The organism is Bradyrhizobium ivorense, assembly GCF_900696085.1.
GTDB classification, from domain to species: domain Bacteria; phylum Pseudomonadota; class Alphaproteobacteria; order Rhizobiales; family Xanthobacteraceae; genus Bradyrhizobium; species Bradyrhizobium ivorense.
Window position 1 is genome coordinate 214864 of sequence record NZ_CAADFC020000032.1, and the last position, 13245, is coordinate 228108.

13 protein-coding genes are annotated in these 13245 nt (G+C 65.3%); 11 read left to right on the top strand and 2 right to left on the bottom strand.

The genetic code is table 11. The features are described 5' to 3' along the window. Positions 1–29: 29 nt before the first annotated feature. Positions 30–590, bottom strand: a complete 561-nt coding sequence (locus CI41S_RS38285; RefSeq protein WP_430650068.1) for a biotin transporter BioY — start codon at positions 588–590, stop codon at positions 30–32. A gap of 91 nt (positions 591–681) precedes the next feature. Further along, positions 682–1869 (bottom strand): pyridoxal phosphate-dependent aminotransferase, encoded by a 1188-nt coding sequence (locus CI41S_RS38290; protein WP_139864192.1) that lies wholly within the window; start codon positions 1867–1869, stop codon positions 682–684. 210 nt (positions 1870–2079) lie between these two features. Between CI41S_RS38290 and CI41S_RS38295 the strand changes: the two genes are divergently transcribed. The 11 genes from CI41S_RS38295 (at position 2080) to CI41S_RS38345 (ending at position 13241) form a co-directional block, all read left to right on the top strand. Beyond that, positions 2080–3492 (top strand): M48 family metalloprotease, encoded by a 1413-nt coding sequence (locus tag CI41S_RS38295; protein WP_139864193.1) that lies wholly within the window; start codon positions 2080–2082, stop codon positions 3490–3492. Positions 3493–3578: 86 nt separating this feature from the next. Continuing rightward, positions 3579–4346 (top strand): DsbA family protein, encoded by a 768-nt coding sequence (locus CI41S_RS38300; protein WP_139864194.1) that lies wholly within the window; start codon positions 3579–3581, stop codon positions 4344–4346. A 135-nt stretch (positions 4347–4481) separates the two neighbouring features. Then, the gene (locus tag CI41S_RS38305; protein ID WP_139864195.1) at positions 4482–5417 is read left to right on the top strand and encodes a hypothetical protein; all 936 of its coding nucleotides are present in this window, start codon (positions 4482–4484) and stop codon (positions 5415–5417) included. 124 nt (positions 5418–5541) lie between these two features. Beyond that, positions 5542–6468, top strand: a complete 927-nt coding sequence (locus CI41S_RS38310; protein ID WP_139864196.1) for a DUF1236 domain-containing protein — start codon at positions 5542–5544, stop codon at positions 6466–6468. Positions 6469–6801: 333 nt separating this feature from the next. Next, a complete protein-coding gene (gene aroQ, locus CI41S_RS38315) occupies positions 6802–7299 on the top strand; it encodes a type II 3-dehydroquinate dehydratase (RefSeq protein ID WP_139483986.1) in 498 nt (165 codons plus the stop codon). Between the two features lie 53 nt (positions 7300–7352). Further along, positions 7353–7853, top strand: a complete 501-nt coding sequence (gene accB / locus CI41S_RS38320) for an acetyl-CoA carboxylase biotin carboxyl carrier protein (protein WP_139483987.1) — start codon at positions 7353–7355, stop codon at positions 7851–7853. A 24-nt stretch (positions 7854–7877) separates the two neighbouring features. Further along, positions 7878–9236 (top strand): acetyl-CoA carboxylase biotin carboxylase subunit, encoded by a 1359-nt coding sequence (gene accC / locus CI41S_RS38325; protein WP_139483988.1) that lies wholly within the window; start codon positions 7878–7880, stop codon positions 9234–9236. Positions 9237–9345: 109 nt separating this feature from the next. After that, the gene (locus CI41S_RS38330) at positions 9346–10866 is read left to right on the top strand and encodes a sensor histidine kinase (protein WP_244626823.1); all 1521 of its coding nucleotides are present in this window, start codon (positions 9346–9348) and stop codon (positions 10864–10866) included. Continuing rightward, positions 10863–11303 carry a response regulator gene (locus CI41S_RS38335; protein ID WP_139483990.1) on the top strand — a complete coding sequence of 147 codons (441 nt, stop codon included), beginning with the start codon at positions 10863–10865 and terminating at the stop codon, positions 11301–11303. Before CI41S_RS38330 ends, CI41S_RS38335 begins: the two co-directional genes overlap by 4 nt. Further along, entirely contained in the window at positions 11300–12391 is a 1092-nt protein-coding gene (locus tag CI41S_RS38340; protein ID WP_139864198.1) for a sensor histidine kinase, read from the top strand. Before CI41S_RS38335 ends, CI41S_RS38340 begins: the two co-directional genes overlap by 4 nt. 163 nt (positions 12392–12554) lie before the next feature. Next, a complete protein-coding gene (locus CI41S_RS38345) occupies positions 12555–13241 on the top strand; it encodes a hypothetical protein (RefSeq protein ID WP_139483993.1) in 687 nt (228 codons plus the stop codon). Positions 13242–13245: the final 4 nt, after the last annotated feature.

Here is a 13245-nt window from a genome sequence, read left to right on the forward strand (position 1 = left end):
AGTCAAATGGAACTGTGGATGCCTGCCGCTTAGCCGCGGCGATCCGCCAGCCGCCTGGCGGCCCGCACCAGCGCGGCGCCCAGCGCATTCTTGACCAGGGTCGCGGCCATGAACGGCACGACGCCGACCAGCCAGGCCTTCCCGACGCCGAGCCCGGTGCCGAAGGCGAGCCAGCCGAAACCCGCCGCGAATATGACGGCGTGGCCGATCGCCATCGCCACAAACAGCCAGGTCGCGCTGCGGTCCCAGCCGCGTTCGGCGAGAAAGCCGGTGACGAACGCGGCCAGAACGAATCCAAACAGATAGCCTGCGGTCGGCCCGAGCAGCGGCGCGAGACCGCCGACCGGACCGGCGAACACGGGCATGCCGAGCGCGCCCTCGACGAGATAGGCGATCATGGTCGCGCTACCAAGCCGCCAGCCGTAGGTGGCGCCGATCATCAGCACCGCCAGCGTCTGCAACGTGATCGGCACATAGGGCAGCGGCAGGTTGACCTTCGCCGATAAGGTCATCAGCGCAGTGCCGAGCACGACCAGCACGATCGCGCGCAGGGCGCCGGAGGCCTCTCCGGCCTGTTCGGGCCACAGCACCGACGCGAGAGGAAAATGCCGCGCGGCGGCGGGCTGCGAAACCGATTGCACCGACAAGATGAACTCCGGGATGGCTCGTGAAGATGGCGGGCTATTTAAGCCAATGCGCGATCCGCGCAACCGCTTCCTGCATCTCCGCAGCCAAGCGCGCATAGGAGAAGCGGATGAAGGCGCGGCCGTGGATCGGATCGAAATCGACGCCCGGCGTCGCCGCGACATGCGCCTTCTCCAGCATCTCGTTGGCGAACGCGAAGCTGTCGGAGGTGAAGGCGGAGACGTCGGCATAGAGATAGAATGCGCCGTCGGCCGGTAAAAATTTCGTCAGGCCTGCCTTCGGCAGCCCTTCGATAAGGATGCGGCGGTTCTCCTGATAACCGCGCTTGATCGCTTCCATCTCCTCGCGGCCCTCGAACGCAGCCTCGGCCGCGATCTGCGACAGCGTCGGCACCGAGATGGAGAGGTTCTGCTGCAACCGCTCGATCGGCCGCACCAGCACCTCGGGCACCACCATCCAACCGACGCGCCAGCCGGTCATGCAGAAGTATTTTGAGAACGAGTTGATCACCAGCGCCTGCGGCGACAATTCGGCCGCGGTCACCGCGGGGAATGCGTAGTCGAGCCCGTGATAGATCTCGTCGGAGATGAAGCGGATGCCGGCGCTGTCGGCGGCGGCCATCAGGCTCGACAGCGCCTCGCGCGACATCATGGTGCCGGTCGGGTTGGCGGGACTGCCGACCAGCACGCCCTTCAGCGGCGCCTTGCGATGCGCCGCGAGCAGCGCCTCGCCGGTCAGCGCATGGCGGGTGTCGCCTGAGGTCTCGATCAGTACCGGCTCGCAGCCGAGCGCGGTCAGGATGTGCCGGTACGGCGGATAACCCGGCACGGTCACCGCGACCCGATCGCCCGGCTCGAACATCGCAAGGAACGCCAGGATGAAACCGCCCGACGAACCCGTGGTGACGACGATCCTGTCGGGCGCGACCGTGCAGCCATAGGTCTCGCGATAGTGCCGCGCGATGCGCTCGCGCAGCGAGGGAATACCGAGCGCCGAGGTATAGTCGATCCGCCCGTCCTGCAGCGCGGCCTGCGCCGCCGCGATCGCCGGCTGCGGCGCGCCTGCGGCAGGTTGGCCGACCTCCATGTGGATAACGTGGCCGCCGGCGGCCTCGATTCGCGCCGCGGCCGCCATCACGTCCATCACCATGAACGGGGGAACATCGCTCCGCCCGGACGCAGTCAAAAGGCTTGTCACACGCTCTCTCAGTGTCGCATCAGGCATGGATTTCTGCTATTGGCACGGCGTCTCGCCGAATTCAGGTTCCGCACCGGCTACCGCCCCAGACTGGCCGCATTCGGTGGCTCCTTATAACGCTTTCAGGCCCAGTGAATACCCCGGTTCGCGTGAAGAACAATTGCAAAAACAAGACGCTGCGTCAGGCCCTCGTCAGGGCCGGAATCGGCGCGGCCAGCCAGCGCCGGTAGATCGCCCATGCTGTTCCGCCACGCGCTTCGCACCAAGACCTTCAAGCTGACTGCGTTCAAGCTTACCGCGCTTGTTACGGCGGTCGCGCTCGCGCTTGGCGCCACCGCGCAGGCCCAGCAGAAGGGGCCGCCGGTGCTGCGCGACACCGAGTCCGAGCAGCTGTTGCGCGAATATACCCGCCCGATCCTGCGCGCTGCCGGGCTGGAGAAGCAGAACATCCAGATCGTGATCATCAACGACGGCGCGTTCAACGCCTTCGTCGCCGATGGCCGCCGCATCTTCGTCAACTATGGCGCGCTGCTGCAGTCGGAGACGCCGAACCAGATCATCGGCGTGCTGGCGCATGAAACCGGCCATCTGGCCGGCGGCCATCTCGCCAAGATGCGCGAGCAGCTGGCGCAGGCGCAGACCCAGATGATCATCGCCATGCTGCTCGGGGCCGGCGCGATGGCCGCTGGCGCGCGCGGCGGCGTCGGCAACGGCCTGTCCAGCGCGGGCGCGGCGGCGATCTCGGCGCCGCAGTCGATGGTGCTGCGCACGCTGTTGTCCTATCAGCGCGCGCAGGAGGAAAACGCCGACCGCGCCGGCGTCAGGTTCCTCACCGCGACCGGCCAGTCCCCGAGGGGCATGTACGAGACCTTCAAGCGCTTCAGCGACGAGGGCCTGTTCGCGGCGCGCGGCGCCGACCCCTACATGCAATCGCACCCGATGCCGGTCGACCGCGTCGCGGCGCTGGAGGGACTGGCGCGCTCCAGCCCCTATTGGGACAAGAAGGACGATCCGGCGCTGCAGCTGCGTCACGACATGATGCGCGCCAAGATCTCCGGCTTCATGGAGCGGCAGGACACCGTGTTCCGCCGCTATCCATTGTCGAACACCAGCCTGCCGGCGCGCTATGCGCGCGCCATCACCACCTATCTGCACGGCGATCTGCGTTCGGCGATCGCGCAGATCGACGGCCTGATCCAGGCACAGCCGAACAATGCCTATTTCTACGAGTTGCGCGGCCAGGCGCTGCTCGAAGGCGGCCGGCCCACGGAGGCCATCGCGCCGCTACGCCGCGCGGTGCAGCTCTCCGGCAATTCGCCGCTGATCGAGATGCTGCTCGGCCAGGCGCTGGTCGCCTCCGACAACAAGGCCTTGACCGACGAGGCGATCAACATGCTGCGCGCGGCCGTGGCCCGCGAGCCGGAGGCGCCGATCGGCTATACTCAGCTCGCGATGGCCTATGGCCGCAAGGGCGACTACGCCCAGGCCGATCTCGCCTCCGCCCAGGCCGCCTTTCTGCGCGGCGACACCAAGACTGCCCGCGACCTTGCGTCGCGCGCCAAGACGCGGTTCGCCGTCGGCACGCCGGGCTGGGTCAAAGCTGACGACATTGTGAGCGCCAAGCCCATGCCGGGCCAGAAAAACAACTAGAAATTATTAGAAGTTCCATACAACGATCACCGCAACCGGCTCATAGCATTGCCGTCTTTCGAGCCACGCCGAACAAGGATTTTGTCATGCCAGCGCTTCGTTTTCTCGCCCCCGCCTTGCTTGCGCTCGGCGTCTGCGCCGCGCCGCTGTCGGCGTCCGCGCAAAGCTTCACCGACACCCAGCGCGGCGACATCGAGAGCATCGTCCGCAACTATCTGATCGCGCATCCCGAGGTGCTCGAGGAGGCGATGAACGAGCTGAGCAAGCGGCAGGCTGCCGCCGAAGCCGAGAAGCATGAGCAGAGCGTCGCCAAGAACGCCGACACCATCTTCAACTCGCCGCGCGGCGTCACCATCGGCAACAAGGACGGCGACGTCGCCTTCGTCGAGTTCTTCGATTACAACTGCGGCTACTGCAAGCGCGCCATGGGCGACATGCTCGAGCTGATTAAGGCCGATCCCAAGCTGAAGGTCGTGCTGAAGGAATTCCCGGTGCTGAGCCAGGGCTCGGTCGAGGCCGCGCAGGTCGCGGTCGCGGTGCGGATGCAGGACCCGACCGGCAAGAAGTATCTCGACTTCCATCAGAAGCTGCTCGGCGGCCGCGGCGCCGCTGACAAGGCGCGCGCGCTGGCGGTCGCCAAGGAAATCGGCCTCGACATGACCAAGCTCGAGAAGGACATGGCGAGCCCGGAAGTGAAGGCGACGATCGAGGAGAACTTCCGCCTCGCCGAATCCATGGGCATGAACGGCACGCCGAGCTATGTGATCGGCAAGCAGGTGGTGATCGGCGCGGTCGGCGTCGACAATCTCAAGGAGAAGATCGGCATCGCCCGCTGCGGCAAGGCGACCTGCTGACCGACGCGCCAACAGATTCGTTTCACTGCACGAAATCCGGCTGCCACGCAGCCGGATTTTTTGTTGTGCGAGCACCGAACCACATCCGCGCACGCTGCAACAAAGGGCCATTGCCAATCACGAAAAAGCTGCGCCATGACCCTGCCGGCTCCGCCGACCCTTGCCTACGATCTCACCCTCCTGCAGACGCCGCCGCAGCGCGGCACCGAACGTGACCACGGCTGGTGCTACGGCTTGCCGCCCGGCATCCGCCCCGAGCAGTGGCCGCTCAGCCCGCATGACGGCTTTCCGATGCAGCACTGCTTCACGCTGCGTCTGCCGGCACAATATCGCGCCAGGGGCGAGGCCTATGTCGCGCTCGCGATGTTCGCCGATCAGCAATATGACGAGCCGGTCGAGGTCGACGCCGTCGCGCGATATCTCGCGGCGGAGACCATCGAGCGCCCGGCCGACGGCAATCTGCTGCCGTACTGGACCTACGCCCAGCACCGGCATCCGACGGAATGCCGGATGAAGGACATCATCGACCACAATTTCGTGGCGATCTGGCTGACCGAAGCCGAGTTCGCCGGCCCGCTTTGCGCGCCGCCGGAGCTTGCCGGCAATCCGCTGCTGCAGGTCAATCCGCCTCCGCGCTGGATCGAGAAGGGCGCGGCGCGCACGGTGTTCGAGGCCCAGGTCGGCCGCATCACGCGCGCCGAAGAGCTGAAGCAGAAATACTGGTACCGCCTGTTCGGTCATGTCCCCGAGATCGGGCACCACGCTTACGGCATCGCGCTTGCGCTGCGCGAGGGCGATCCCAATGTCGGCAAGCCGCCGCGCGACCATCTGCTGCACAAGGCCGAGCTCGGCGGCTATGTCGCGCCCTATTCGCTCGACGGCAAGGCGCGCGGGCTCGAACGGCTGCATCGCCGCAACCATCTCGGCGGCACGATGTTCCCCAATCAATGGACGCCGAAATACAGCCCGACCTATCTCGAGATCGAGGAGCATTTCGGCGGCTTCAACTTTGGTGGGGGCAATGGCCAGCTTGATCTCGCGGACATGGAGTTCGATTGGGCCTGCGGCTGAAGCGTTTTCGCATTCATCGCGCATTCACCAAACAGGCTAGCGCGGAACCACAAATCGTCAGGAACATCGCGCACTTTCCTCCGTTGTCGGCGCGGGCAATGCAGAGATGTGAGGAGGAATATCAATGTCGAAACGCTTTCTGATTTCGGTCGCCACGGCAGCGCTGATTGCTGGTGCAGGCTTCGCCAACGCGCAAGGCACCGGCGGCGCCGGCAAGGAATCGCCGGGTGCCGGCGGCGGCGCGGCCACCCAGCAGGGCGGCTCGTCCGGCGGCGCGTCGTCCGGCACGATGCAGCACGATTCCGGTGGCATGAAGGGTTCCGATCATTCCACCACCGGACAGTCCAAGTCCGGCCAGAGCGAATCCGGCATGAAGCCGGACTCCGACAAGTCCGGCGCCTCCAAGGGCGCGCAGGACAGCACGCAGCATTCGAAGGGCACCAGCTCGGAGAATGAGACGACCAAGGGCTCCAAGGACATGAAGGCCGAAGGCCGCGACAAGAGCGGTAACATGAAGGCCGAGGAGCGCGACAAGTCGGGTAACATGAAGGCCGAGCAGCGTGACAAGAGCGGCAACATGAATGCCGAGCAGCGCGACAAGAGCGGCACCACGACCAACCAGAACGCTCAGGGCAAGAGCTCGACCGACACCAATCGCGCGCAGACCAACGAGCCGAGCGGTTCGCAGACCAACCAGAACGCGCAGGGCAAGAGCGGGACGGACACCAACCGCGCACAGACCAACGACTCCAGCCGCACCCAGACCACGACCGGCAACGCGGCGACGTCGGCCACCGCGGCTCCGCCGGCCGAGAAGCGGTCGCAGATCACGACCGCGATCAAGTCGGAGAAGGTCAGCGAAGTCACCAACGTGAACTTCAATGTATCGGTCGGCACGCGTGTTCCAAGTGGCGTGCATTTCTATCCGGTGCCGGAGCGCGTCGTGACGATCTATCCGCAGTGGCGCGGCTACGAGTTCATCCTGGTCAAGGGCCGCTACGTGATCGTGCAGCCGGAGACCCATGAGATCGTCTACATCATCGAGGGCTAACACTTAGCCTCGATGCGAGGGCGGCAAGATGCGCCCTCGCCGCCTTGCGAACCCGCCCCTTGGGCCCCCTGGGCCCCTCGGGGCGGGTTTTGCGTTGGGCCCAAGGCCCGCGGCTCAAGGCCCGGCTCGCGGCAGTGGATGGCGGCGGGGACCGCACGCCGAGGGCGCCTTCTACCAAATTTGGTTAATCAGCGTTTTCCGTGGGTTACAGCGGCCACCTGCCAAGGGAGACGAAGCTGTTGAAGACGTTCAGATCTCACCTAAAGGCTTCCCCTGCGGCCGGTTGTTACCTATAACCCGGCCCACTTCACCCCCGCGCCGGAACCCTCGGAAATGGCTGCTGCCGGAACGATCTATGTGCTGAACGGCCCGAACCTCAACCTGTTGGGGACGCGCGAGCCCGAGACCTACGGCCACGCCAACCTGGCCGACGTCGAGAAGCTGTGCGCGGATACCGCGCGGCAGTTCGGCCTGACCGCCGACTGCCGGCAATCCAACCGCGAAGGCGAGCTGATCGATTTCATCCACGAGGCCCACGCCAAGAAGGCCGCCGGGATCATCATCAACGCCGGCGGCTATTCCCATACCTCGATCGCGCTGCACGATGCGCTGGTTGCGGTGAAAATCCCCGCGGTCGAGGTTCACATCAGCAACATCCATGCCCGCGAGAGCTTCCGGCATCACTCGTTCACTGCTAAAGCCGCCTACGCGTCGCTGTGCGGCTTCGGCATCGATGGCTATCGGCTCGCGATCATCGGGCTCGCCGCCAAGATCGGTGCCAAGCCCGATAACAAGACCGATGCCAAGACAGACGCCAAGCCAAAGGCTTAATCGTCAATCCTGACGTTCCCCGTCACCAGACAGAGATTTTGGATCGAAGAATCATGGCGCGCCAGCCAGACGACAAATCAGCCGCAAAGTCCAAGAGCGAGAAGAGCGACGACAGCGCGCTCATCCGCGAGCTCGCGCTGCTGCTCGCCGAGACCAATCTGACCGAGATCGAGATCGAGCGCGCCGGCCTGCGCGTCCGTGTCGCACGCAACGTCAGCATTGCCGCCTCGGTCCCCACAGCCATGCCGACAGTCGCCGTGCCGGCCGCAGCGGTCGCGACCGCGGCAGCCGCCGCTGCGGCGACCGACTTTGCCAAGCACCCGGGCGTCGTCCCTTCGCCGATGGTCGGCACCGCCTATTGGTCGCCGGAGCCCGGCGCCAAGCCGTTCATCGAAGTCGGCTCCAAGGTGACCGCCGGCCAGACGCTTCTGATCATCGAGGCGATGAAGACGATGAACCAGATCCCGTCGCCTCGCGCGGGCACGGTGACGCAAATCCTCGTCGAGGACGGCCAGCCCGTCGAATTCGGCGAGCCGCTGGTCATCATTGAATAGCTTTCGTCAACGTCAGGCGCTGCGATGTTCGACAAGATCCTCATAGCCAATCGCGGCGAGATTGCGCTTCGGGTGCTGCGCGCCTGCAAGGAGCTCGGCATCTCCACCGTCGCCGTGCATTCCACCGCCGATGCCGACGCCATGCATGTGCGGCTCGCCGATGAGAGCGTCTGCATCGGCCCGCCGCCGTCGAAGGATTCCTATCTCAACGTGCCGGCGCTGCTCGCGGCCTGCGAGATCACCGGCGCGGACGCCGTGCATCCCGGCTACGGCTTCCTGTCCGAGAACGCCCGCTTCGCCGAGATCCTCGCCGACCACAACCTCGACTTCATCGGCCCGAAGGCCGAGCATATCCGCCTGATGGGCGACAAGATCGAAGCCAAGAAGACCGCCAAGCGCCTCGGCATTCCGGTGGTGCCCGGCTCCGACGGCGCGGTGACCTCGGACGAGGACGCCATGGCGATCGCCAGGGAGATCGGCTTCCCGGTGCTGGTGAAGGCTGCTGCCGGCGGCGGCGGGCGCGGCATGAAGGTCGCGCACAGCGAGGCCGACCTCGCGCTGGCGCTGTCGACGGCGGCCAACGAGGCCAAGTCCGCCTTCGGCGACGCCTCGGTCTATCTGGAAAAATACCTGCAGAAGCCGCGCCACATCGAGATCCAGATCCTCGGCGACGGCCGCGGCGGCGCCATCCATCTCGGCGAGCGCGACTGCTCGCTGCAGCGCCGCCACCAGAAGGTCTGGGAAGAAGGCCCCTCACCCGTGCTCGCCGCAGCCGCGCGCGCGAAAATCGGCGAGACCTGCGCCAAGGCGATGCGGGACATGAAGTATCTCGGCGTCGGCACCATCGAATTCCTCTACGAGGACGGCGAGTTCTACTTCATCGAAATGAACACGCGGATCCAGGTCGAGCATCCCGTCACCGAAAGCATCACCGATATCGACCTCGTACTGGAGCAGATCCGGATCGCGGCCGGCGGCGACCTGCCGGCGCGGCAGGACGACATCGCGATCATCGGCCACGCCATCGAATGCCGCATCAACGCGGAAAACCCGCAGACCTTCCGGCCCTCGCCCGGGCGGATCACGCAATTCCATCCGCCGGGCGGTCTCGGCGTGCGGATCGATTCCGCGGTCTACCAGGGCTACGTGATCCCGCCCTATTACGATTCGTTGGTCGGCAAGCTGATCGTACACGGCAAGACCCGCGGCGAGTGCCTGATGCGGCTGCGCCGCGCGCTGGACGAGATGGTGGTCGACGGCATCGAAACCACGCTGCCGCTGTTCCGCGCGCTGGTCCGCGAGCCCGCCATCATCGACGGCGACTACCACATCCACTGGCTGGAGCAGTATCTGGCCGGCCAGGGCGCCGACGCCGGGAAATAATTCGCTCCTCCCGTGGAACCCGGCCCCGCGCTTCGGCGTAGTCTAGGGTTGTCAGATTTCACGGGGACGCATTGTACGCCATTCATTTGACGAGACGCGCGTGACGGCAATCTCACGACGGCGCGCTGTGCTGCAAATCCTGCTGCTGTCGGTAGGCTTTGTCGTGCTGGTGGCGATCAGCGTGGCGTCGGTCGTGCTGGTCAACAAGGCGCGCGACGACAATGCCAAGGTCGTCCACACCGTCGAGGTCGAGAGCCAGCTTGCCAACCTGCTGCTCGAAATCCGCCGCGCCGAGAGCGCGACGCGCGCCTATCTCTTGACCTCGGCACCGTCATACCTCGCGGAGTATCAGCAGGCGGCGGCAGGCATCCCGGCCGCGCTCGACCATCTCGCGCGGATCACCACCGACAATCCGGCTCAGGTCGCCAACGGCGCCAGGCTAAAGGCCGCGGTCGACAAGCGGCTGGCCGAATTTGCCCTCGGCATCGAGCGCGTCCAGAACAATGACGCGGCCACCAGCATCGCCTTGCTGCGCAACAGCCCCTCGACCGACGCGATGGAGACGATCGAAAGGATCGGCCGCGACATGCGCGCCGAGGAGGACCGCCAGTTTGCGATGCGCAGGGCGACCGCGGACCAGACCCAGGTGCTGGCCTCCTCGGTCACCATCGCGGGCTCGTGCATGGTGCTGGCGCTCGCCGCCTTCTCGCTCGTGCTGCTGCGGCGATCGTCGCGGGTCCGCGACGAGGCCGCGGCGCAGCTCCGCGACATCAACATCACGCTGGAAACCACCGTCGACGAACGCACCGCCGATTTGCGCGAGGCCAACGAGGAGATCCAGCGTTTCGCCTATATCGTCAGCCACGACCTGCGCTCGCCGCTGGTCAACATCATGGGCTTCACCAGCGAGCTGGAGGAATTGCGCGGCGACATCTTCAAGCGCATCGCCACGCTGAACCGCTCGGCGTCGCTGGCGCCGGCGATGCCGGATGACGCCACCGACACGGCGGAGCCCACGCTCGAAGGCGCCGACAAACAGCTATCCGACGACTTCACCGAGTCGCTCGGCTTCATCAAATCCTCGATCGCCAAGATGGACCGGCTGATCAGCGCGATCCTCAATCTCACCCGCGAGGGCCGCCGCGAGTTCAAGCCGGAGCGCATCGACGTCCATGAGCTGATCGACGGCATCGTCAAGACGGTTGCGCATCAGGCGACCGAAGCCAACGCGACCATCGCGGTCGGCGCGATGCCCGATCTGGTCAGCGACCGCCTGGCGCTGGAACAGATCTTCTCCAATCTGATCGACAACGCGCTGAAATACCTCAGGGACGGCGTCCCCGGCGAGATCTCGATCGGCGGCCGCATCAAGCTCGGCTTTGCCATATTCGAGGTCACCGACAATGGCCGCGGCATCGATCCGAAGGACCATCAGCGCATCTTCGATTTGTTCCGTCGTGCGGGAACCCAGGACAAACCCGGCCAAGGCATCGGTCTTGCCCATGTCCGCGCACTTGTGCGCAGACTAGGCGGCACCATGTCGGTAGCATCGGAACTTAACAGCGGCAGCACCTTCACGATAACGCTGCCTATGAAATGGACAGGCAAGAACCGGGATAAAGCGGCATGAGCGATCCAGTTACCATCATCATGATCGAGGACGATGAGGGCCATGCCCGGCTGATTGAGCGGAATATCCGGCGCTCGGGTGTCAACAATGAGATCGTTCCGTTCACCAACGGTACAGCGGCGGTCGACTATCTGTTCGGCAAGGATGGCACCGCCGTCGAGCGCAAGGGCCAGGCTCTGCTCATCCTGCTCGATCTCAATCTCCCCGACATGACCGGCATCGATATTCTGAAGCGGGTCAAGGAGAACAAGTTCCTCAAGTCGACGCCGGTGGTGGTGCTGACCACGACCGACGACTCCCAGGAGATCAAGCGCTGCTACGAGCTCGGCTGCAACGTCTACATCACCAAGCCGGTGAACTACGAAAGCTTCGCCAACGCCATACGCCAGCTTGGCCTGTTCTTCTCCGTGATTCAGGTTCCGCCAGCCGCCATATGACCAGCCCCCCGCCGACCCTGCTCTATATCGACGACGATGCGACCTTGGCGCGCCTGGTCGAACGCGGCCTGACGCGCGCCGGCTTCAAGGTCGTGCACGCTGCAAGCGGTCAGGAAGGTCTCGACCGGCTGGTCCAGGGCGGCATCGACGTCGTTGCGCTCGATCAGTACATGCCCGGTCTCGACGGGCTGGAAACGCTGGAGCAGATCCTGAAAATTCCGGACGCGCCGCCGGTGGTGTTCGTCACGGCATCGCAGGACTCCGCGATCGCGGTCACCGCGCTGAAGGCCGGCGCGGCGGATTACCTGGTCAAGGATGTCAGGGGCGAGTTCATTCCCCTGCTCCAGGTCGCGGTCAACGGCGCGATCCGCCAGGCCGCGATCCAGAAGGCGCGCGACGAGGCGGAAGCCGAAGTGCACGCCTCGCGCGACCGCTATGCGGCGCTCGCCGCGGAGCGCGAGGTGCTGCTCCGCGAGGTCAACCACCGCGTCGGCAACTCGTTGCAGATCATCGCCTCGCTGCTGCACCTGCAGGCCAATTCGGCCACCCAGGACGACGTCAAGGCGGCGCTGACCAACGCGATGGGCCGCGTCGCCGCGGTCGCGCAGGTGCACCGCCGCCTCTATACCTCGCAAGATTTCAAGACCGTGATGCTGAACCAGTATCTCGAGGCGCTGCTCGAGGATCTCAGGCGGTCGGCCGAGGGCAACAAGATGTCGCGGCTGACGCTGAAAGCCGTCCCGATCGAGATCGATCCCGACCGCGCGGTCGCGATCGGCATCATCGTCAACGAGCTGGTGATGAATGCGGTCAAATACGCCTATCCCGACGGCTCCGGCCCGATCGATATCGAGCTGAAGCCGCAGGGCGACGATGTCGTGCTGGCGATCAGCGATGACGGCGTCGGCTACGACGACAAGGCCGATCCGCGCGGCACCGGCATGGGCCAGCGCATCGTCACGGCAATGGCCGCCAAGCTCGACGCCGGCGTCGAGCGCGATCCCGCCCGCAAGGGCACCCGCTTCGTGGTGCGGTTTGCCCGGGTCAGCCCGGCGGTGGCGAAGGCGACGAGCGTCGCCGCCAAATAGGCTGTCGCCTGGATCGGCGGCAGATTGGATCGATTTGTCGTGTTCGTCTTAACGTCTGCGTCATCCTGTTCCGCAATCGGACGCGCAACGCCGCGGTCGGTTAAGAAATATCTGGACATCCCTTGCCACACTCTCGCCACCAGCTTTGCAGGAGGCGGTCCCGATGTTTGGGCAAAAGGCAACATTCGGAAAGCGGCAGCACAGCTTCGCCGAGCTCAAGGAGATGATGCGTCCGACCCCGGATGCCGATGGCGTGACCCGCGTGTTCTCCAAGGAGCTCTGGGACGATCCGAAGGTCGGTCCGATGCTGCGCGAGCTCGGCTTCAATCCCGACGATCCCCGCAACATCAGCAAGACCGCCGAGGATTACATCGCGATGTTCGCCGCGGCGAAGAAGCGGCTCGAGGAGCGCGCTGCGGCGTTCAACCGCGACATGACCAACCGCTATGGCTACTGCAACGCCGTCCCCTTCCTGGTGATCGATCACACGATCTGGGACGGCGAGCACGGCGCCTTCCTCTATGCCTCCCTGAACCTGATCGGCTTCGACGACTGGAACGTGCTGATGCTCGCGGGTGACGAGCGCACCAAGGAGCTGTGCGGCATCGCCGGCCATCCCGGCACGGTGCCTGCCGTCAGCAAGGCCGTGCACGAGTTCGTGGTCGCCTGGAAGGAGCGCTATGAGTGCGCATTGGAGGCCTACGGCGTCACCGCCACCGGCGGTCAGGGCCGCGGCATCTCGCGCGAACAGTACGAGATGGAAAAGGACGAGCTGCGCCAGGAGATCATCGACAAGGTCGGCTGGATGAAGCCGCGCATCATCAACGAGCTGCTGCGCATCCAGGGGTGAGCGC